Source organism: Mesorhizobium sp. M7A.F.Ca.MR.176.00.0.0 (assembly GCF_004023165.1).
Lineage (GTDB): Bacteria > Pseudomonadota > Alphaproteobacteria > Rhizobiales > Rhizobiaceae > Mesorhizobium.
In genome coordinates this window covers 1-20232 of record NZ_RZTC01000101.1, presented here as the reverse complement: position 1 = coordinate 20232, position 20232 = coordinate 1, and the positions used below count along the sequence as shown (strand labels likewise).

Genomic DNA, 20232 nt, shown 5'->3' with positions numbered 1-20232 from the left:
ATCAAGCGGGTTTCCGCCAAGCCGGTGACGTCGCCGGTGTCCGCGCTGCCGCCGGAACAGCGCAAGGTCAGGGTCGTCGGGCCAACGTTCCTTCCCGACCCATCAGCGGCAATAGATCTGCAAGCTCCGGCCCCGAAGGCAGTCCGGTAAGGGCTGCTCTGAGCGGCATGAACAACGCCTTGCCCTTGCGGCCGGTCGCTTCCCTGATCTTGCCCGTCCAGTCCTTCCAGATCGTCGCGCTCCAAGGTTCCTCCGGCAGCAGATCGAAGGCCTGTCGAAGGAAATCGCGATCGTCATCGGAAAATTCCGGCTTCTCCTGCGGTCCGTCGCGCAGGATACGCCACCAGTTGACCGCATCGGCCAGCCTGTCGAGATTGCCGCGCACCGCCAGCCAGAACGGTTCGGCCTGCTCGCCAGAGACGCCGAGCACGATCAGACGGTCTTGTGCCTCGGCGAACGGCATGTGGTGCAGCAGCGACCGGTTGAGCACGAACAGCTCGTCCGGATCGAACTTGGCGGCGGATTTCGATGTCGCCGCCGGATCGAAGCGTTCGGCGAGTTCGCCCATCGTCGGCACCGCCGCGACATTCTCCGAAGTGCCTACCAGGACGGCCAATGATGCGACGGCCATCGGCTCGATGCCGTCCTCGCGCAGGCTTTCAATCGAGAGCGCGCCGGTGCGCTTCGACAAGCCCTCGCCCGATGCGGTGGTCAGGAGATTATGGTGGCCGAACACTGGCGGCTCGGCAGCCAGCGCCTGGAACAGGGCGATCTGCACGCCGGTGTTGGTGACGTGGTCGTCGCCGCGGATGACATGGCTGACGCCCATCTCGATGTCGTCGACGACAGAAGGCAGTGTGTAGAGATAAGTGCCGTCCTCGCGCACCAGGACCGGATCGGAAAGCGAAGCCAGATCGACGGTTTCCTCGCCGCGCACCAGGTCGTTCCAGTGGATTTCGGTGCGTTCCGGCTGTTGTGGATCGCCTGAGAAATTGGGGAGGAGAAAACGCCAGTGCGGCTGGCGGCCATCGGCCTGGTACTCGGCGATCTGCTCGTGCGTCAGCGTCAGCGCCTCCCGGCCATAGACCGGCGGCAGGCCGCGCGTGCGGCGCACCTTGCGCCTGAGATCGAGTTCCTCCGGCGTTTCATAGCAGGCATAGAGAACGCCTGCCGTCTTCAGCCTCTCGACCGCCGCGTCATAGACTTCGAAGCGCCGCGACTGGTACTCGGTGGCGTCGGGAAAAATGCCCAACCAATGCAGGTCGTAGAGGATGGCGTCGGAAAACTCCTGCTTCGAGCGCGCAATGTCGGTGTCGTCGAAGCGCTGGATGAATCGGCCCTTGTTGTTCATGGCAAACAGCCAGTTGAACAGCGCCGTGCGCGCATTGCCGATATGAATGCGGCCGGTCGGCGACGGGGCGAAACGAACGGTAACTGTCATGAACGGGGCGTACCGGATGCTTTTGTGGTTGACAAGATGCGCCCCCGCGCTGGCCGGCAGACATAGAACATGGCGGCTGGAATGAAAAGACCGGACGGTGGACGCCTCCGACTGCGCCCAGGCCGGCGGTGCCCATTTTGTGCCGGCAGCTTTTCACGATAGGAATTTTTTCTTGACTCGGTGCCCTCAGCTATGGTACATATTTGGCTATGGTGCTGATTTGCGCCAGCGACCCGCCGCACAGGCGGGTTTTTCGTTTGATGCTCCGTCAGCCAACGCGTCGGCGAAGGCTCCGAAGGAACCCATTAACCCAAGTTGTAGCGCTTGAAGGCGATCAGCGGCCGAAATCATCGGAACTGAGGCGGGTCCAGCGGTCGCCCACCAATCCACCGATAAAGATGTCGCCGGAGCGGACCGCTTCCGTGACCTCGGCGATCCGCGAGCGGACCATTGTTCCACCGGCATAGCGGAAGAAGACATTCTTGTAGCCAAAGAGTTGAGGTATGAATTTGGTCTGCGTCTGTCCGGTGATGCCCACGCAGCCCATCTCCCATGCGGCGGCGACAAGCGCATCCAGCGTCGCGCCCCAGTGCAATCCGGATGCCTGGATCTGCAACAGGTTCGCCACGCCGCCGGCTTGACCATAGAAGGCATAACAACCGAGCATGTTGCCCGTTTCGTCGTAGGTCCCACCGAAATGAAGGGGGCCGTCGGCCCGCTTCTCGGCCGCCAGCGCAAGCAGCCGTGCAAGTTCCCCATCCTTCCAACTCGGCCGAAGAGCGTAACCAGACAGGAGGGTCGGCAGCTTCTCGGCAAATTGAACGGCATCGATCGGCTCACGATGGGTGCGATGCGACGATGAATGGAGGACCGGCGGCTCGAACCTTTTCTTCGCGAGAGCATCGAATGCTCTTGCGCATGGATCGAGTACAAGGCGAGGCAGGCCAGGCCATTTACGGTGCAGTGCGGAGGCGGCCATCGCCGCCGGCCGGAAAACATATGTCCATCCCAGACAATGCACAGGAAGGAGTTGGTACTTCATCGGGCGCGCGAAGGCCAAGGATGTCCGGTTGGCCGAATCGGTCAGCTGCAGATCGAATTCGCCTTGATGCAAGGCACGCAGCAATTGGGGTCCGGCCGAGCCGTCATCGGCGCCGGGGTCGGCCATGAGCGGCCCGATGATCGCCGCATTCAATGGCGCTCCATTGAGCTCGTAGCGGGCTTTCAGAACGCCGAGGAATCCACCCAGACGACCCTGCCGGTTGATCTGGACAAGAGCGTTGCTTTCACCGGAGTGGCCGGCAGGGTCGAGATAAATCTCTCTCATATACGCGGCCGTCTCGGCGATCGCGCGATCGAGGAGGTGACGGCGCCGTCGGCGAAACTTCGTCAGGAAGAGTGCGGCGACGCGCTCGAGATCTTCGGCAGCCAGCGGCCGAACCGAGCCATGCTGAGATTCCAGCACTGACGGCGCAGCCAACTTCTCCTCGGCATTTGCAGAAAGATGCATCGTGAAGAACGTCCGTGGGTTGCCCTCCATCGGATATATATCAACCAATGGTAGAAACAACGTATCTCGGTCAGTATGATGAACAGAGGTCTCAAGACTTACTATCCGGACAGGGCTTCACAGGCAAATCAAGTCGGCCAGCATCACTGCGCTGATCGGCGGGTTGGCCGCGGCCTTGCGATCGCATGCCCTGCTCCAGCCCGCTGGGCTGACCGTGCCGGACAGAGGCGGCCTCCGGCCGAAGCTGGAGGCCGCCTCAATTCAGCTCACAAGTCCCTTGGTCAGTTCCAATGCCTGGCGCTCGAACAGGCGGCGGTAGATGCCGCCTTTCAGCCGGATCAGTTCATCATGCGAGCCTTCCTCGACGATGTTGCCGCGATCGAAGACCAGCAGCCGGTCCAGCGCCCTCACCGTCGAAAGCCGGTGCGCGATGACCAGCGTCGTGCGGCCGACCATCAGCCGCTCCATCGCCTGCTGGATCAGCACCTCCGATTCCGAATCGAGGCTCGATGTCGCCTCGTCGAGGATCAGGATGCGCGCATCGGCAAGGAAGGCGCGTGCGATCGCCACGCGCTGACGCTCGCCGCCCGACAGTTTCACGCCGCGTTCGCCGACCAGCGTACCATAGCCCTTCGGCAGGTTGGTGATGAAGTCATGCGCGCTCGCCAGCTTCGCGGCATGCTCGATCTCATCTTGCGTCGCACTCGGCCTGGCATAGGCGATGTTTTCGGCCAGCGACCGGTGGAACAGGATGGGCTCCTGCTGAACGATGGCGATCTGCCCGCGTAGCGAGGCTTGCGCCACCTGCGAGATGTCCTGGCCGTCGACCAGTATTTTCCCCGCATTCACATCATAGAGCCGCTGGATAAGCTTGACGAAGGTCGTCTTGCCCGACCCCGAATGGCCGACCAGCCCGACGCGCTCACCCGGCGCGATATCGACCGAAAAGTCGCGGTAAAGCGCCGATCGGTGATGGCCATAGTGAAAGGTGACGTTGTCAAAGCTGATCCGTCCTTCGGTGATCCGGATCGGCTTGGCACCGGGCCGGTCCTCGATGCCGAGCGGTTCGGACTGGAAATCGACCAGCTCTTCCATATCGTTGATGGAGCGCTGCAGATTGCGGATATGCGTGCCGATATCCCTGAGATAGCCCTGCAGCACGAAGAGCGAGGTCAGCACGAAGGCAACGTCGCCGGCGCTCGCCTGCCCCCACGACCACAGCATCAGCGCCAGGCCGATCACCGTGGCGCGCATGACCAGCAGCAGCACCCCTTGCGTGGTGCCGTTGATGGTGCCGCGCACCCAGGTGCGCCGTGTGCGCGCACGCCATTTGGCGACGACCTTGGCCAGTCGGCGTTCTTCGCGCTCCTCGGCGCCAAAGCCCTTGACCACGGCGTTGCAGCTGACCGCGTCGGCCAGCGAGCCGCCGAGGCGGGTATCCCAGGTGTTGGCGAGCCTTGCCGCCGGCGCGACATAGCCAAGTGACAGCAGCGCCGTCACCGTGATGAACAGCACCGAACCGGCAGCAACGACCGCCCCCATCAACGGCCAGAACCAGCCAAGCAGCAATGTCGAGCCGACCAGCATGACGATTGACGGCAGCAGCGCGATGAGGATGGTGTCGTTGAGCAGGTCGAGAGCCCACATGCCGCGCGTCACCTTGCGCACCGTCGAGCCGGCAAAGCTGTTGGCATGCCAGTCGGTGGAAAAGCGCTGGACGCGATGGAAAGCATCGGCGGCGATGTCGGCCATCATCTTCAACGTCAGCTCGACGATTCCCATGAACGCCAGGTTGCGCAACACGACGCCGGCCAGCGCCAGCGCCATCAACATCGAGAACGCCGTCATCGCGGCATTCCAGGCAGGCGTCAGCGCCGGCGCTGCTGGCGACGGCGTCGACCAGCCGGCCGGAGTAGAGCGGCGTCAGCACATCGGCCAGCGTCGACAGCAGGAAGCTGCCCATGATGAGCGAGAGCCGCCAGGGCTGACGCCGCCAATGAGTGAGCGTGAAGCCAAGAACGCTGCGAAAGGCGCTCGCGCGCAAATCGATCTTGAAACGAGCCATGATGTCATTCGGGCACAAACGAGCCCGATCCCAGTAGGTCGAAAATTGAAGAAGCCGCGCAAGGAGCCAATGAGTGCCCGGAAGCGGAGTGGCATATTTGGCGTATCGCCCAAATCGGGCGGCGATCGGCATCGGCATAAGCCTGTGCTCGGTCCGGCATCGGCACGAAGGGGAAACCTTCGCGGAGCGCCGGATGAGACCTAGGCTTCGCGGCCTCGCATTACCATGTGAAATACTGCCATTCGGACCTCCCGCAAGACAATTGCGGAGGTGTCCTTATAGAGACGCTCCGATGTATCGCCAAGACGAGTTCACGCCAAAAGTGTATCTGGTCCAACCACTGCGATTATTTTGCAACAACGGAGCAAGCCGCGCGCCTCATTCAGGAATGCGATCCAAGCGCATGTAGCGGCCATCGGTCGATGGCTTGAACCCAAGCTTCTCATAGACGCCGTGTGCGTCGCTGGTCGACAGGCTCCAGTGGAAAACAGTCCTGACTTCAGGATGATCGATAAGGGCCTGGACGAGCCGGCTGCCTATGCCTTGCCCGCGATGCCCGGGCCAGATGATGATGTCGGCGAGATAGGCGAACACCGTGCGGTCGGTGATCGCGCGGCCGAAGCCGACTTGCCTGCCATCGACATAAGCGCCGACGCAAAGCGAATTGGCAAAGGCGCGGCGATGGACTTCGTCAGTGCGTCCGGCGCCCCAATAGCTTGCCATCAACAGGCCCGATGTCGCGCGGAAATCGATCCGTGACATGTCGAAGCTGATCTCACAATCGGGCATGGCTGTCTCCGACCGCACCGCCGCGCGCGCTTTCGGTACCTAGCTGCGATCCCTGAACCGGTTGGTGATGGGATAGCGGCGGTCGCGGCCAAAATTCTTTTTGGTGATCTTCACGCCCGGCGCCGCCTGCCGCCGCTTGTATTCTGCGATGTAGAGCAGGTGCTCGATGCGCGTCACCGTCGCCCGGTCATGGCCGCGCGCGACGATGTCGTCGACACCCATCTCATTTTCCACCAGGCATTCGAGGATGTCGTCCAGCACCGGATAGGGGGGCAGCGAATCCTGGTCGGTCTGGTTCTCGCGCAATTCCGCCGATGGCGCCTTGTCGATGATGTTTTTCGGGATCACCTCGCCCGAGGGCCCGAGCGCGCCCGGCGGCACGTGGCTGTTGCGCCAGCGCGACAGCGCGTAGACCTGCATCTTGTAAAGGTCCTTGATCGGATTGAAGCCGCCATTCATGTCGCCATAGAGGGTTGCGTAGCCGACCGACATCTCGCTCTTGTTGCCCGTGGTGACGACCATCGAGCCGAACTTGTTGGAGATCGCCATCAGGATGGTGCCGCGCGCCCGGCTCTGCAAATTCTCCTCGGTGATGCCTTCCTTGGTGCCTTCGAACATCTGCGTCAGCGCGTGCAGAAACCCTTCGACCGGCCCGAAGATCGGCACGATGTCGTAGCGGCAGCCGAGCGCCCGGGCGCAATCCTCGGCATCCTTCAGCGAGTCCTTCGAGGTGTAGCGATAGGGCATCATGACGGCGCGCAGGCGTTCCTCGCCGAGCGCATCGACGGCGAGCGCCGCGCAGATCGCCGAATCGATGCCGCCGGACAGACCAAGCACCACATTCTTGAAGCCGTTCTTGTTGACGTAGTCGCGCAGGCCCAACATGCAGGCGCGATAGTCGGCCTCCTCCCGGTCCGGGATTTTCGACATCGGCCCTTCCGAGCAGATCCAGTGATCCCCTTGTCTCTTCCAGGTGGTGATGTCGACCGCTTCCTCGAACTGGCTCATCTGGAAGGCAAGCGTCTTGTCGGCGCCAATGGCAAACGACGCGCCGTCGAAGATCAACTCGTCCTGCCCGCCAAGCTGGTTGGCATAGATCATCGGCAGCCCGCATTCGATGACCTGGCGGATGACGACCTGGTGGCGGACATCGATCTTGGCGCGATAATAGGGCGAGCCGTTCGGCACCAGCAGGATTTCCGCCCCGCTTTCGGCCAGCGACTCGCAGATATCGACGTCGCCCCAGATGTCCTCGCAGATCGGAACTCCGATGCGCACGCCGCGGAAATTGACCGGCCCCTGGATCTCGGGTCCAGCCTGGAAGACGCGCTTCTCGTCGAACTCGCCGTAGTTCGGCAGATCGAGCTTGTAGCGTTCGGCGATGATCTTGCCGCCATCGGCGAAGACGATCGAATTGTGCGTGCCGCTCTTGCGCTTCAACGGCGTGCCGATGATGACGCCGGGACCGCCATCCGCGGTGTCGGCGGCAAAGTCCTGTGCCGCCTTTTCGCAGGCTTTCAAAAAGGCCGGCTTCAGCACCAGATCCTCCGGCGGGTAGCCGGCGAGGAAAAGCTCGGTATAGAGCACGAGATCGGCGCCTTGGCGTGCGGCATCCGCCCTCGCCTCGCGGGCCTTGGCGAGATTGCCTGATATGTCGCCGACAGTCGGATTGAGCTGGGCGACGGCGATGCGCAGGATGTCGAGCTTCTTGGTCATGCCTGCTGACTTAGCGCGGCAAAATTGCCCGGGCAATGGCGTTCGTTTGGACCAATTCGGACCGAATGACGTAGGTCAATCGTGTACGGACCGATCGACCTACTTCAATCGTGGCGAGACGAGCCGGGTCTCAGTCGTCGCCCATATATTCGCGCAACGCTTGCGGCGAATGATTCTCGCCGATCGACATCGCCAGGATGCGTGAAATATGCCGGCGCGGCAGATGCGTCTCCGCTGCCCATTGGTTGATTTGCCTCTGGATCTTTTCCAGGTCCTTCTTCGAAGTCGGGCTTTCGGCGATGTCGAGGCCGGCGTCGCGCAACGCCGCGGCCATATCGCCCGAGATGACGAACGCATCCCAACCCAGCCAGCGCAGGAAATACTGGCCCGTATTGCCGCCCAACCGGCTGCCATGCTTGCCGAGCCAGGCCATCAGCCCGACCTGGTCGTCCGCCGGCCAGTTTGCAAGGAATTGGCCGAAGCCGCCATATTCCTTCGACACGCGCTCGACGAAGGCGGCGTTGTCGCGCACGGATCTGATCTTCTGCGGGTTGCGCACGATGCGCTGGTCGGCCGTCAGATCGTGCCAGAAATCATCGGGCTGGAACAACAGCCGCTTCGGCTCGAAGCGCAGAAACGCCTCCTCGAAGCCCGGCCATTTCTGCTCGATGACGCGCCAGACGAAACCGGCGGCGAAGACGCGTTCGGCCATAACAGAGAGAATGCGGTCATCGGCGATGTCAGCCACGGCGGCATTGTCAGGCGCCGGACCCAGCAGCGACGTCAGTTCCTCTTCGCCGCCCTTGCGTTTTGCGGCGCGTGCGCGAATTTTCTTGAAATCGGCCATTGGTCCCTCGGCAACTGGAATCAATCTAACACTTCCCGTGTGAGCCGGCAGCCTCTACCTCTTACGGCAAGCCAAAGACCCTGGAGATGGCCATGAACAAGACGATCGACGACCTGGCGAACCGCTGGCTCAAGCGGCGGCCGGACGGCCTCAGCCATCTCGAAAGCCGGGTGCTGCAATCGACGCTCGAACGCACCACCATCTCGCGCGACACCAACAAGGCCGTCGCCTTCCACCAGACCTTCGGCGACCGGCTCGCCGACACGATCGCCCGCATCGGTGGGTCATGGTCCTTCATCCTGACCTTCATCGCCTTTCTGATCCTGTGGACATCAGCCAATGTCTGGCTGCTGTCGCGTGACGCCTTCGATCCCTACCCCTTCATCTTCCTCAATCTCGTTCTGTCGATGGTCGCCGCCTTGCAGGCGCCGGTGATCATGATGGCGCAGAACCGCCAGACCGAACGCGACCGCATCGACGCCGCCCACGATTACGAGGTCAACCTGAAAGCCGAGATCGAGATCATGGCGCTGCATGAAAAGCTGGATGAACTGCGCCACGGCCAGATCCTCGGTATACGCGACGAGATCGTGCAACTGACCGAAATGATCAAGCGGATCGACGAAAGGCTGTCTTCGCAGCAGTCGGCTTCATGACCGACGCGATCCATCATTTCATCGAACAATACGGGCTGCTCGCGGTCTTTATCGGCTGTGTCGCGGAGGGCGAAAGTGCCGCCATTCTTGGCGGTTTCTTCGCCCACCAGCAGGTCTTCGTCCTGTGGCACGCGGTTCTTGCGGCCGCGCTCGGCGCCTTCGTCGGCGATATTTTCTTCTTCATCCTCGGACGAAGCTTCGCCGACCATCCCTATGTCGTCAGATTGCGCAAACGGCCCGGCTTCCGCCGCGCCTTTCGGCTGCTCAACACCCATCCCGACATTTTCGTGCTGTCCAACCGCTATATCTACGGCATGCGCCTCGTCGGCGGCATTGCAGCCGGGCTTTCCAACATCGCCGCGCCGCGCTTCGTCATCCTCAACGCGCTTTCATCGGCGGTCTGGGCGGTACTGTTCGGCACGATCGGTTATGCCTTTGGACTTGGCGCCGAGCACGTCATCGGCCAGGCGTTGATGCATAACGAACGGTTGCTGATCGGGCTTGGCATCGGCTTGACCGTGGCCGTTCTGGCATGGCTCGTCGCCCGTCACATCGCCAGCAAGGAACGCGCCAGGGAGGGCTGATCGTCAATCCACGCCGAGCGCCTGATCCCCCCGATCGAGGATAAGCGGGATGATCAGGTCTTCCTCGTCGGCAAGATGCCTTGTCAGCATGGCGATCAGCCGGCTGTTTTCGTCGGCATAGGCGTCGGCGGCGAAGCGCTGTCTGTCTTCGCTCTCCTGAAGCGTCTTGATGAACGCATTGGCCGCCTCGGCATTACGCTCCAGCCCTTCATGGATGGTGTGATGGTCGGCATCGAGAATCTCGAAGCCGTGCTTCAAACGGGGCTCGGCCTTGGCGAAGACCGGAAAATATTGATAATCCTCGACGTTGTGGTGACCGTCGAGGTTGCCTAGAAAATGATTGAGGCGGGGCGCGAACCAGCGCGCGAAATCAGGCGCCGTCAGCCGTCCCTCACGGTAGTCGCCGATGCCGTTGGCCAGCATGCCGCCAAGTTCGCGGAACATGTCGTGCCGCTGCAGCCACATATTGGCGATGCCGTGGATGTTGGCATGGTCCTGCCAGTTTTCACGGGATATTTCTCGGCCAGCCAGCGCAGATCATCCGGCAGGCCCACGCGTTCGAGACGCAGAAAATTGGCGGCCCTGGCCATGACAGTCTCCTTTGGTGACTGGCATATAGGCATCGAAAGGCTAGATCGGTAGCCCGGTGATCCGCTCGATAATGGCGATGCCCCAGACGCCGGCGACGATGAGCACCGAAATCAGCACCGCCAGCGAACCGCAATCCTTGGCCAACTGGATATCGACATTGAACTCGCGGCTGAAAGCGTCGCATGCCGCCTCGATGCCGGTGTTCAGCACTTCGACCATGATCAGGAGCAGCACCGCGCCGATCAGCAAGGCATAACCGCGCCACGAGATCGAAACGAACCAGCCGAGCGGCAAGGCAAGCGCCAGCAGCATCAGCTCCTGCTGGAAAGCCTTCTCGCTGGTGGCCAGCTTGCGAAACGCCCGCACCGAATTGAAATAAGCATCGATCAGCCGCTGCATGCCAAACCCCTTTGCGAATCACCGGCACGGGATAATGCAATGGCTGGCCAGATCAATGGAATAAGGTGACTTGTCCAAGATTCATTCAGCAACCGGTATGGACGGTGTCGACTTTTCAAACTGTGGCAGCCCGTCGTCGATCGAATAATAGTCGCCCTTATCACCGACGAAGGTATGGCATTCCCCCTCAAGACCTGTCGGCTTGTCGAACGATCCCGCCATGACCGAAACGTAGTCCTGGTCTCGCGGCTTCCAGAACAGCACCGATCCGCATGCCTTGCAGAACCCACGCCTGGCGAAGGTAGAGGCTTCGTACCAGGTGATACTTTCCGTGCCCTCGATCACGATGTCGGCGTTGGCAACATTGGTCGCGGCATAGAAATGTCCGCTCTGCTTGCGGCATTGCGAGCAATGGCAATAGACGACGCCACGCAGCGCCCCGTTCGTTCTGAAGCGGACGGCTCCGCACAGACACGATCCCTGGTGACCATCACTCACGTCGATCCTCCTTGAAGAAAAGTGCCGGGCATGGCTTAGGATTCCAGCTTTGCCGCGCAAGCACGCAAGCAAATGCGACATGTGCTGGCGTGGAGAATCCGAAATTCGGTTTCATTTTCAAGAGTGCGATGTGCGAATCGCGAATTCAAGCCGCCGCACCGGCGTTGTTTCCAACTGTTGGATGCACGGACTAAGGCTTTTACAGCCCGCAGACAGAGAAAACCCGCTGAACCTCTGCCAGTTAAGGAAACTTTAGCGACGGCGCATTTATGGTCACCTGCAAGCGAAGGCCGTGGGTGGGGACGCATCCCTTCGCAAGTTGTTCGAAGCGTCGGTCGCATTCCCCAGGGCTCGGCGACAAAGGGAAACCGCGAATTCCGCGGAGGATCCGAGGGGAAGAACCAAGATGCAGCCGGCAGCTGTCCCGACCGAACGAAGCACCGACATCGCAGCCACTGTTGTCGCGACAATGCGCCAATTGGGCGTGCTCGGCCTGCCGCGCAATTACGAGATCTTCTATGAGGCCCTGAGCGGCACCAATCGTGAACTCAGCCTGGCCGTCGTTTCGCTGACCAGCCGGCCGACACAGGATGAACTGGATCAGATCGGGCGCACTTTCTTTGCCCACAACCATGGCCCTGGCATAGTCGAGCATGCCAGAGACGTCATTGCCAGGGAGCTCGAGGAGGTTGCTTCGCTGCTGCGGAGCGAGCGCAGCCACATCGAGAAATACGGCAGGATCCTCGATGAGACATCGAGCGGCCTCAGCGGCCGCAGCCTTCTCTCCCAGGATCTCCTGCAGAAGATCGCCAACGCCATGGCGGTTGCCACCAATTCGACGATCGATCACGGCCGGCAGGTGGCCTCGACGCTCAGCGACAAGACGGCCGAACTCGAAAGCGTCAAGTCGAAGCTTGAGGAGTACAAGCGGCTGGCCGACACCGATCCGTTGACGCATATCTGGAATCGGCGCGCCTTCGACAAGGAGATCACCAGGATCTACAACAGCAACAGGGGTATCCTGTTCAACGCCCTGGTTCTTGTCGACATCGACCGCTTCAAGGATATCAACGACCGCTATGGCCATCCGGTCGGCGACAAGATCATCCAGAGCATCGCCGATATTTTCCAGACCAGCATTCGCGGCGACATGTTCGTTGCCCGCACCGGCGGCGAGGAGTTCGCGCTGATCATCGAGGGCGCCAGCGAGGACGCCACCTATGACGTCGCAGAGCGTATTCGTGCCCTGATCGAGCAGACGCCGTTCACCAGCAGCCAGACCGGCGCGAATTACGGCACCGTCACCGTCTCGATGGGTATCTGCATGGCTTCCGAAGCCGAAGGACCCGAAGATCTCTACACCAAGGCCGACCGGGCGCTCTATCGCTCCAAGGTCAGCGGCCGCAACCGGGTCACCAAGCACTCGACGATGGCAGGCCGGGCCGGCAAGAGCTGGCTGCTCTACAAGAAGGACTGAGCTTCTTCCGTCGATCGCTTCGGCGGATTGTTTTGCATCCGCCCCTTTCCATATGAATTTTTGTGGCCTATATTTTCCACAGAAATAGGAAGGGCCGCGATGCAACCTCAAACCGCTGCCAAGACAGCCGAAAACGCAGTGCTGACCAAGGCCACGCTGCGCGCGGCCGATCTGCTGGACATCACCGCCAGGATGCTGGCCTCGGTGATCGGTGTTTCGGAGGCCACGGTTTCGCGCATGCGCAGGGACGAATTCCTGCTCGAGCGCGGCACCAAGCCATTCGAGCTTGCCGTGCTGTTCGTCAGGCTGTTCCGCTCGCTCGATGCCATTGTCGGCGGCGACGCGGTCGTCGCCCGGGCATGGCTGAAGAACGTCAACGCGGCGTTCGACGCCGCTCCGCTTGAAAAAATCCTCACCATCACCGGGCTCGTCGATGTCATTGCCTATCTGGACTCCCGACGCGCTCTCGTCTGAGACCGTCGGCATCGACGGCAAATACTGGCGCATGGTCGAAGCGCAGCACCATGTCTCGACGCTGAAAATCGTCGACACGCTCGACGAGCAGGCGATGCTCGAAGACCTGATCGAGGAAACCAAGCCGCAAATCCCAATTGAATGCCGCCATCTCCACTATCTCCTGGCGACGCCCTTTCGCTACGGCTCGGTCTATCCGCACGGTTCGCGTTTCCGCCGCGCCGGCAGGACCAAGGGCGTCTACTATGCGGCCGAGACCATGATGACCGCGGTTGCCGAAATGGCCTTCTACCGGCTGCTGTTCTTTGCCGAGTCGCCCGGAACACCATGGCCAAGCGACGCCGCCGAATACACGGCCTTTGCCGCCGCAATCAAATGCGCTGGAGCAATCGATCTCACCCGGCCGCCGCTCGATCGTGACGCCGCTGCATGGGCACATCCGACCGACTATGCCGCTTGCCAAGCCATTGCCGATACCGCCCGCGAAGCCGGGCTGGAGGCGATCCGCTACCGCTCGGCACGTGACCCCAAGGGCGCCAACATTGCGCTGCTGACCTGCCGCGGCTTTGCCAAGGCCAAGCCGATGGAGCCGCAGACCTGGCGGATCCGCCTCGGCGCGTTCGGCGTGCAGGCGATCTGCGAATTTCCGGAAAAACGGATCGAATTTGCCAGAACCGCCTTTGCCGATCCCCGTCTAGCCGACTTGCGCTGGGAACGCGGGCACTGAATCAACCAAAAGAAAAGCGCCGGATTTCTCCAGCGCTCTTTTTATCAACGTTCAAGCCGAAACACGCTTAGCCGTTGACCGCCTGCTTGTGCTGCACCGGGTGGCTCTTCTTCAACAGATCCGAGACCAGGAAGGCCAGTTCGATCGCCTGGTCGGCGTTAAGGCGCGGATCGCAATGGGTGTGGTAGCGGTCCTGCAATTCCTCGGCGGTGATGGCGCGCGCGCCACCGGTGCATTCGGTGACGTTCTTGCCGGTCATTTCGACATGGATGCCGCCCGGATGCGTGCCTTCGGCGCGGTGCACCTCGAAGAAGGTCTGGACCTCCTTGAGAATGCGGTCGAACGGCCGCGTCTTGTAGCCGGCGGCCTCGATCGTGTTGCCGTGCATCGGGTCCGACGACCACACCACGGAGCGGCCTTCCTTCTGCACCGCGCGAACCAGCTTCGGCAGATGGTCGGCGACCTTGTCGGAACCGAAGCGGGCGATCAGCGTCAGCCGGCCGGGCTCGTTCTCGGGATTGAGCAGGTCGATCAGCTCCAGCAAGCCGTCCGGCGTCAGCGAAGGACCGCATTTCAGCCCGAGCGGGTTCTTGATCCCACGGCAATATTCGACATGCGCATGATCGGGCTGGCGGGTGCGGTCGCCGATCCAGATCATGTGGCCCGAGGTGGCATACCAGTCGCCAGAGGTCGAATCGACACGCGTCAGTGCCTCCTCGTAGCCGAGCAGCAGCGCCTCATGGCTGGTGTAGAAATCCGTCTCGCGCAGCGCGTAGTTGGTTTCCGAAGTGATGCCGACGGCCTTCATGAAGTCCATCGTCTCGGTGATGCGGTTGGCGAGAGACTCGTATTTTTCGCCCTGCGGGCTGTCGGACACGAAGCCGAGCATCCAGCGGTGCACGTTCTCCAGGCTGGCATAGCCGCCTTGCGCGAAGGCGCGCAGAAGGTTGAGCGTCGCCGCCGACTGGCGGTACGCCATCTCCTGGCGGGCGGGATCCGGAATGCGCGACTTCGGGTCGAATTCGATGCCGTTGATGATGTCGCCGCGATAGCTGGGCAGCGTCACCTCGCCCTTGGTCTCGTTGTCGGACGAACGCGGCTTGGCGAACTGGCCGGCAACGCGCCCAACCTTCACCACCGGCTGCGCGCCGGCGAAGGTGAGCACCACGGACATCTGCAGGAAGACACGGAAGAAGTCGCGGATGTTGTCCGCGCCATGCTCGGCGAAGCTCTCGGCGCAATCGCCGCCCTGCAGGAGGAATGCGTCACCGGCGGCGACAGAAGCGAGCTGCTTCTTCAGCTTGCGCGCCTCACCGGCAAAAACCAGCGGCGGAAAGGTTGCGAGCTGGGCCTCCGTGTTCTTCAGCGCGGCAAGGTCCGGATAGGCAGGAACCTGCTTGATCGGCTTTGCTCTCCACGAATTCGGCGACCATTTCGTCATCGCTGCACCCAACGCTCTTTCCGGCAAGCACCCTCGCCTGCCATTTCCCGCCCCTATATGGGATGGCGGCTCCATACACGAAGCCGATTTCCTATTCTAGACCGGAATTCAAGCGCTGGCGAATGGCCTGGGCCGGCTACGCCGCCTTCTCCACCAGCCGCGCCAACTGGGTCATGATGACCGCCGAGCCCGCCAATCGCTTCTCGGGGGTTGGCCAATCGCGCACGAAGACGACGCTGTGGTCCGGCCGGATCTTGGCCAGCGAGCCCTGCTCGCCGATGAACCGGACGAGCCCGACCGGGTTGGAGAATTCGCGCTTGCGGAAATGGATGACGACGCCCTTCGGCCCGGCGTCGAGCTTCTCGACATTGGCCTTGCGGCAGAGCGCCTTGATGAAGACGATCTTGAGCAGATGCTTGACCTCGTCCGGCAGCGGGCCGAAGCGGTCGATCAGCTCGGCGCCGAAAGCGTCGATTTCCTCGGTGTTTTCGAGATCGCCAAGCCTGCGGTAGAGCGCCAGCCGGAGCTGCAGGTCCGGAACATAGCTTTCCGGGATCATCACCGCCGTGCCGACGGCAATCTGCGGCGACCAGCCGCCATCCTGGACCTCGCCGGAATCCTTCACCTCGGCAACGGCTTCCTCCAGCATCTGCTGGTAGAGTTCGAAGCCGACCTCCTTGATGTGGCCGGACTGCTCTTCGCCGAGAAGATTGCCGGCGCCCCTGATATCGAGGTCGTGGCTGGCGAGCTGGAAGCCGGCGCCCAGCGTATCCAGCGATTGCAGCACCTTCAGCCGGCGCTCGGCGGTGTCGGTCAGCTTGCGGTTGGCCGGCAGCGTGAACAACGCATAGGCGCGCACCTTCGAGCGACCGACGCGACCGCGTAACTGGTAAAGCTGCGACAGGCCGAACATGTCGGCGCGATGGATGATCAGCGTGTTGGCGGTCGGGATGTCGAGACCGGATTCGACGATGGTCGTCGATAACAGCACGTCGTACTGGCCGTCGTAGAAGGCATTCATGATATCGTCGAGTTCGCCCGGCGGCATCTGGCCATGTGCCACCGCCACCTTCAACTCCGGCACGGATTCCTTCAGGAAATCATGGATTTCCGAGAGATCGCTGATGCGCGGCACCACATAGAAGGAATGGCCGCCGCGATATCGCTCGCGCAGCAGCGTCTCGCGGATGACCAGGGGATCGAACGGCGAGATGAAGGTGCGCACCGCCATTCGGTCGACTGGCGGCGTGGCGATCAGCGACAGCTCGCGCACCCCGGTCAACGCCAGTTGCAGCGTGCGCGGGATCGGTGTCGCCGAGAGCGTCAGCACGTGCACGTCGGTCTTCAAATCCTTCAGCCGCTCCTTGTGCTTGACGCCAAAGTGCTGCTCCTCGTCGATGATCAGCAGGCCAAGGTTCTTGAACGAGATCGCGGAACCAAGCAGCGCGTGCGTGCCGATGACGATGTCGACCTGGCCCTCGGCGATGCCTTTCTTGGTCTCGGCCAGTTCCTTGGCGCCGACCAGCCGCGACGCCTGGCCGACACGGATCGGCAGGCCGGAGAAACGCTGCGAAAAGGTCTTGAAATGCTGGCGCGACAACAATGTCGTCGGCACCACAACTGCCACCTGAAAGCCTTCCATCGCCGCGATGAAGGCGGCACGCAGCGCCACTTCGGTCTTGCCGAAGCCGACATCGCCGCAAATCAGCCGGTCCATCGGCTTGCCGGCAGCAAGATCGTCGCGCACCGAATCGATGGCCGTCTGCTGGTCGTCGGTCTCCTCATAGGGGAAGCGGGCCGCGAACTCGCCATAGAGGCCTTCTGCCGGCACCAGTGGCGGTGCGGAGCGCATCTGCCGTTCGGCGGCGATGCGGATCAGCTGCCCGGCCATGTCGAGCAGGCGCTTCTTCAGTCGCGCCTTGCGCGACTGCCAGGCGCCGCCGCCAAGCTTGTCCAGCGTCGCCTCGGCTGTGTCAGAACCGTAGCGCGACAGAAGCTCGATGTTTTCCACCGGCAGGAACAGCCGGTCGTCACCGGCATAGTGGATTTCAAGGCAGTCATGCGGTGCGCCGACCGCTTCGATGGTACGCAGGCCGATGAAACGGCCAATGCCATGATCGGCATGGACGACAATGTCGCCGGCCGACAGCGCCGAGGCCTCGGCAATGAAGTCCGAGGGACGCTTCTTGCGTTTCGAACGCCGGATCAGCCGGTCGCCCAAAATGTCCTGTTCGGCGACAACGACCAGTTTTTCGGTCTCGAAGCCGGATTCGAGCGGCAGCACGGCCAGGGCCGCCTGACCGGGTTCGAGCTTTTCGGCTTCCGCCAGCGTCGCCACCTGCTTGAGGTTGCCGAGATGGTGTTCGGCTAGGATCTGGCCAAGCCGGTCGAGCGAGCCTTCGGTCCAGCCGGCGATGACGACGCGGCGGCGCGCCGCGCGCTCATCGGCGATGTGTTTGACGACGACATCGAACACATTGGCGTTCCGATCGGCGCGCTCCTCGACGAAGCTGCGGCCGTGGCGTGAGCCGGCGTGATAGACCTTCTTGGCGCCAACTTCGGGCGCGTCGAATGGCGTGAAGTCGATCGCTTCACGCGGCCCGAGCGAGGCAATCAGGTTTTCCGGGGAGAGATAGAGCAGGTCCGGTGCGACCGGCTTGTAGGGCACGGCGTCCTTCAAGGCACCGTCCGCCTGCTTCTTGCGCGCCTCGTAGTGATCGAGGATCAGCGTGTGGCGCTCGGCCAGCGCCTCATGCGCCAGATGGTCGAAGATGACAGGCGTGTCAGGCAGATAGTCGAACACCGTCTCCAGCCGTTCGTAGAAGAACGGCAGCCAGTGCTCCATGCCGGCGAAGCGACGCCCTTCGCTGACCGCCGCATAGAGCCCATCGTCGCGCTGTGGCGCGCCAAAAGCTTCGATGTAGGAGCGGCGGAAGCGGCTGATGGTTTCGGGCGTCAGCGCCACTTCGCTCATCGCCTGCAGCGCCATCGACTTGCGCTGACCGGTGGTGCGCTGCGTGGCGGCGTCGAACACACGGATCGATTCCAGCGTGTCGCCGAAGAAGTCGAGCCTGAGTGCTTCGGTCCAGCCGGGCGCGAACAGGTCGAGAATGCCGCCGCGCACTGCGAACTCGCCGATGCCACGCACGGTCGGCACGCGCTCAAAACCGGACGTTTCCAGCCGCGACACCAGTACGTTCATGTCGATCTGGTTGCCGGGCCTGGCGTGGAACGTCTGTGCCTCGACGAGATCCGCCGGCGGAATGCGTTGCAGCAGCGCATTGGCGGTGGTGAGGATGACGGCGCGGTGCGGCTTCTTCGCCAGAGCGATCATGACGGTCAGCGCATCGAGGCGCTTGGCGGCAGCATCCGAACCGGGCGAGACGCGGTCGTAGGGCAGACAATCCCACGCTGGTAGTTGCAGCACCGGCAGGCCGGGGGCAGCAAAAGACAGCGCCTCAACGATCGCCGGCAGGCGCTGACCGTCGCGCGCGACGAACAGAACCGGCTTGTCGGGCGCGATCTCGAGTGCCGCCTGCACCAGCGCAAAGGCTTCATAGCCATCGGCGACGCCGTCGACGATGAACTGGCCGGCGCGGTCTTTCGGCAAACCGATGGTGGGAATGAGGCTCATGAAATCACGGTCTTGTTTTATCGCAATTCACTAGGGGAAGCGCTTTGCACTTTTCCTGGAATTGCTTGTGTTCAGAATGTCAGAGAATGGCGGAAAGCCAGGATCTTTTGCAGGACGGCACAATCGATATCGGCCGGCACCGGGCGTTCGCCGGTGACCATGGGCAGGAATTCGGTATCGGGAATGTCGAGGAGCCTCTCATATTGGTCGATTTCCTCAGCCGTCAAGGCGCCGATCTCAGCGTCGGCGAAAGTGCCGAGGATCAGGTCCATCTCGCGCATGCCGCGATGCCAGGAGCGAAACAGAAGCTTGCGGCGGCGGACGTCGAGCCCCTCGCTTGATCTCGTCGTTCCGGTCATCGTGCCGCATCCTTGCTTGCTGCGGCGCATATAGCGTGGATAGAAGGGGCTGTCAGCCTTGCGCTGCCGCCATCGCAACATAAGCTGACATCATGCGCCCGACCATCCTCGATCCCTTGTTTGTACCGATCACGTCGCTTGCAGGCGTCGGACCGAAAGTCGGCGCGCTGATCGAGAAGGTTGTCCCGGCCGATCTGGGTGACCGCCCCGCCCGCGCGGGCGACCTTCTGTTCGTGCTGCCGCACACCGTCATCGACCGGCGCAGCCGCCCGGGCATCGCAGGATCCGCGGAAGGCCAAATCGTGACGCTGGGGGTGCGCATCGACCGCCACCAGCCGCCGCCGCGCGGCAACAGGTCGGTGCCTTACCGCGTCTTCGCCCATGACGACACCGGCGAGATCGCGCTGACCTTCTTCCATGCTCACGCTTCCTATCTCGAAAAGGCGATGCCCGAGGGCGAGCATGTCGTGGTCTCGGGCCGCATGGAATGGTTCAATGGCCGCCCGAGCATGGTCCACCCCGACCATATTGCGCTGGCCAGCGAGGCGGAAAACCTGCCGCTGGTCGAACCGGTCTACCCCCTGACAGCCGGGCTCTCGGGCAAGGTGCTGCGCCGGGCGATCGGCCAGGCGCTGGCGCGCGTGCCTGAATTTCCCGAATGGCAGGATGGCGCCTTCATGCGCCGGCACACCTTTGCGGCCTTTGCCGATGCGCTCGCCCGCATCCACAATCCGGCCGACCCGATCGACGTCTCCATCGACGGCGCCGCCTGGCGGCGGCTCGCCTATGACGAGTTGCTGGCGGGCCAGGTCTCGCTGGCGCTGGTGCGGGCAAAAGTCCGCAGGCTGTCCGGGCGTCCCCTGGTCGGCGACGGCCGCATCGTCGAAAAACTGCGGGCTGCACTGCCCTATTCGCTGACATCGAGCCAGGAGTTTGCGCTGGCCGAAATCAATGCCGACCTCGCTGATCCCGAGCGCATGCTGCGGCTTCTGCAGGGCGATGTCGGCTCCGGCAAGACGGTCGT

General features: G+C 62.4%; 16 protein-coding genes and 2 pseudogenes. 6 read left to right on the top strand and 12 right to left on the bottom strand.

Going from position 1 to position 20232, the window contains the following annotated elements:
- Positions 1-67: 67 nt before the first annotated feature.
- The 6 genes and pseudogenes from gltX to EOB59_RS26590 all read right to left on the bottom strand — a co-directional run bounded on the left by gltX (position 68) and on the right by EOB59_RS26590 (position 8368).
- The gene (gene gltX / locus EOB59_RS26615) at positions 68-1441 is read right to left on the bottom strand and encodes a glutamate--tRNA ligase (protein ID WP_128289587.1); all 1374 of its coding nucleotides are present in this window, start codon (positions 1439-1441) and stop codon (positions 68-70) included.
- Positions 1442-1775: 334 nt separating this feature from the next.
- Entirely contained in the window at positions 1776-2981 is a 1206-nt protein-coding gene (locus EOB59_RS26610) for a hypothetical protein (RefSeq protein ID WP_245486765.1), read from the bottom strand.
- 231 nt (positions 2982-3212) lie between these two features.
- Positions 3213-5016, bottom strand: a pseudogene (locus tag EOB59_RS26605) (ABC transporter ATP-binding protein).
- A gap of 378 nt (positions 5017-5394) precedes the next feature.
- Entirely contained in the window at positions 5395-5805 is a 411-nt protein-coding gene (locus tag EOB59_RS26600; RefSeq protein ID WP_127398669.1) for a GNAT family N-acetyltransferase, read from the bottom strand.
- 39 nt (positions 5806-5844) lie between these two features.
- Entirely contained in the window at positions 5845-7521 is a 1677-nt protein-coding gene (locus EOB59_RS26595) for an NAD+ synthase (RefSeq protein WP_128289586.1), read from the bottom strand.
- 130 nt (positions 7522-7651) lie between these two features.
- Entirely contained in the window at positions 7652-8368 is a 717-nt protein-coding gene (locus EOB59_RS26590) for a DNA-3-methyladenine glycosylase I (RefSeq protein ID WP_128289585.1), read from the bottom strand.
- A 92-nt stretch (positions 8369-8460) separates the two neighbouring features.
- Between EOB59_RS26590 and EOB59_RS26585 the strand changes: the two genes are divergently transcribed.
- Positions 8461-9024 carry a DUF1003 domain-containing protein gene (locus tag EOB59_RS26585; RefSeq protein WP_127399050.1) on the top strand — a complete coding sequence of 188 codons (564 nt, stop codon included), beginning with the start codon at positions 8461-8463 and terminating at the stop codon, positions 9022-9024.
- Entirely contained in the window at positions 9021-9608 is a 588-nt protein-coding gene (locus EOB59_RS26580) for a DedA family protein (RefSeq protein WP_128289584.1), read from the top strand. The genes EOB59_RS26585 and EOB59_RS26580 overlap by 4 nt, the downstream gene beginning before the upstream one ends.
- Before the next feature lie 3 nt (positions 9609-9611).
- Here EOB59_RS26580 and EOB59_RS26575 read toward each other — a convergent pair whose 3' ends face one another.
- The 3 genes from EOB59_RS26575 to EOB59_RS26565 all read right to left on the bottom strand — a co-directional run bounded on the left by EOB59_RS26575 (position 9612) and on the right by EOB59_RS26565 (position 11096).
- Positions 9612-10052, bottom strand: coding sequence for a hemerythrin domain-containing protein (locus tag EOB59_RS26575; RefSeq protein WP_348639536.1), 441 nt, complete (start codon positions 10050-10052; stop codon positions 9612-9614).
- Positions 10053-10238: 186 nt separating this feature from the next.
- Positions 10239-10598, bottom strand: coding sequence for a diacylglycerol kinase (locus EOB59_RS26570; RefSeq protein ID WP_023810560.1), 360 nt, complete (start codon positions 10596-10598; stop codon positions 10239-10241).
- Between the two features lie 81 nt (positions 10599-10679).
- Entirely contained in the window at positions 10680-11096 is a 417-nt protein-coding gene (locus tag EOB59_RS26565; RefSeq protein WP_128289583.1) for a GFA family protein, read from the bottom strand.
- 406 nt (positions 11097-11502) lie between these two features.
- Between EOB59_RS26565 and EOB59_RS26560 the strand changes: the two genes are divergently transcribed.
- From EOB59_RS26560 to EOB59_RS26550, 3 genes are all read left to right on the top strand, one after another.
- Positions 11503-12573: a diguanylate cyclase gene (locus tag EOB59_RS26560; protein ID WP_128289582.1), complete on the top strand. Its 1071-nt coding sequence runs from the start codon at positions 11503-11505 to the stop codon at positions 12571-12573.
- A gap of 99 nt (positions 12574-12672) precedes the next feature.
- Positions 12673-13047 carry an MbcA/ParS/Xre antitoxin family protein gene (locus EOB59_RS26555; RefSeq protein ID WP_128289581.1) on the top strand — a complete coding sequence of 125 codons (375 nt, stop codon included), beginning with the start codon at positions 12673-12675 and terminating at the stop codon, positions 13045-13047.
- A complete protein-coding gene (locus EOB59_RS26550; protein ID WP_127810535.1) occupies positions 13007-13774 on the top strand; it encodes an RES family NAD+ phosphorylase in 768 nt (255 codons plus the stop codon). The genes EOB59_RS26555 and EOB59_RS26550 overlap by 41 nt, the downstream gene beginning before the upstream one ends.
- A 67-nt stretch (positions 13775-13841) precedes the next feature.
- Here the strand turns inward: EOB59_RS26550 and EOB59_RS26545 are convergent, their stop codons facing one another.
- The 3 genes from EOB59_RS26545 to EOB59_RS26535 all read right to left on the bottom strand — a co-directional run bounded on the left by EOB59_RS26545 (position 13842) and on the right by EOB59_RS26535 (position 19208).
- Complete coding sequence (locus EOB59_RS26545) at positions 13842-15215, bottom strand: 3-deoxy-7-phosphoheptulonate synthase class II (RefSeq protein ID WP_127272015.1); 1374 nt, start codon at positions 15213-15215, stop codon at positions 13842-13844.
- Between the two features lie 136 nt (positions 15216-15351).
- Positions 15352-18849 carry a transcription-repair coupling factor gene (gene mfd / locus EOB59_RS26540; RefSeq protein WP_128289580.1) on the bottom strand — a complete coding sequence of 1166 codons (3498 nt, stop codon included), beginning with the start codon at positions 18847-18849 and terminating at the stop codon, positions 15352-15354.
- Positions 18850-18920: 71 nt separating this feature from the next.
- Complete coding sequence (locus tag EOB59_RS26535) at positions 18921-19208, bottom strand: succinate dehydrogenase assembly factor 2 (protein ID WP_027036782.1); 288 nt, start codon at positions 19206-19208, stop codon at positions 18921-18923.
- A 92-nt stretch (positions 19209-19300) separates the two neighbouring features.
- On the opposite strand from EOB59_RS26535, the pseudogene EOB59_RS26530 reads away from it, so the two are divergent.
- Positions 19301-20232, top strand: a pseudogene (locus EOB59_RS26530) (ATP-dependent DNA helicase RecG); the annotation flags it as partial.

Bases quoted from the DNA above. Each gene is read 5' to 3' on its own strand.
- gltX (WP_128289587.1), bottom strand. From the start codon at position 1,441: ATGACAGTTACCGTTCGTTTCGCCCCGTCGCCGACCGGCCGCATTCAT.
- EOB59_RS26610 (WP_245486765.1), bottom strand. From the start codon at position 2,981: ATGGAGGGCAACCCACGGACGTTCTTCACGATGCATCTTTCTGCAAAT.
- EOB59_RS26600 (WP_127398669.1), bottom strand. From the start codon at position 5,805: ATGCCCGATTGTGAGATCAGCTTCGACATGTCACGGATCGATTTCCGC.
- EOB59_RS26595 (WP_128289586.1), bottom strand. From the start codon at position 7,521: ATGACCAAGAAGCTCGACATCCTGCGCATCGCCGTCGCCCAGCTCAAT.
- EOB59_RS26590 (WP_128289585.1), bottom strand. From the start codon at position 8,368: ATGGCCGATTTCAAGAAAATTCGCGCACGCGCCGCAAAACGCAAGGGC.
- EOB59_RS26585 (WP_127399050.1), top strand. From the start codon at position 8,461: ATGAACAAGACGATCGACGACCTGGCGAACCGCTGGCTCAAGCGGCGG.
- EOB59_RS26580 (WP_128289584.1), top strand. From the start codon at position 9,021: ATGACCGACGCGATCCATCATTTCATCGAACAATACGGGCTGCTCGCG.
- EOB59_RS26575 (WP_348639536.1), bottom strand. From the start codon at position 10,052: ATGTTCCGCGAACTTGGCGGCATGCTGGCCAACGGCATCGGCGACTAC.
- EOB59_RS26570 (WP_023810560.1), bottom strand. From the start codon at position 10,598: ATGCAGCGGCTGATCGATGCTTATTTCAATTCGGTGCGGGCGTTTCGC.
- EOB59_RS26560 (WP_128289582.1), top strand. From the start codon at position 11,503: ATGCAGCCGGCAGCTGTCCCGACCGAACGAAGCACCGACATCGCAGCC.
- EOB59_RS26555 (WP_128289581.1), top strand. From the start codon at position 12,673: ATGCAACCTCAAACCGCTGCCAAGACAGCCGAAAACGCAGTGCTGACC.
- EOB59_RS26550 (WP_127810535.1), top strand. From the start codon at position 13,007: ATGTCATTGCCTATCTGGACTCCCGACGCGCTCTCGTCTGAGACCGTC.
- EOB59_RS26545 (WP_127272015.1), bottom strand. From the start codon at position 15,215: ATGACGAAATGGTCGCCGAATTCGTGGAGAGCAAAGCCGATCAAGCAG.
- mfd (WP_128289580.1), bottom strand. From the start codon at position 18,849: ATGAGCCTCATTCCCACCATCGGTTTGCCGAAAGACCGCGCCGGCCAG.
- EOB59_RS26535 (WP_027036782.1), bottom strand. From the start codon at position 19,208: ATGACCGGAACGACGAGATCAAGCGAGGGGCTCGACGTCCGCCGCCGC.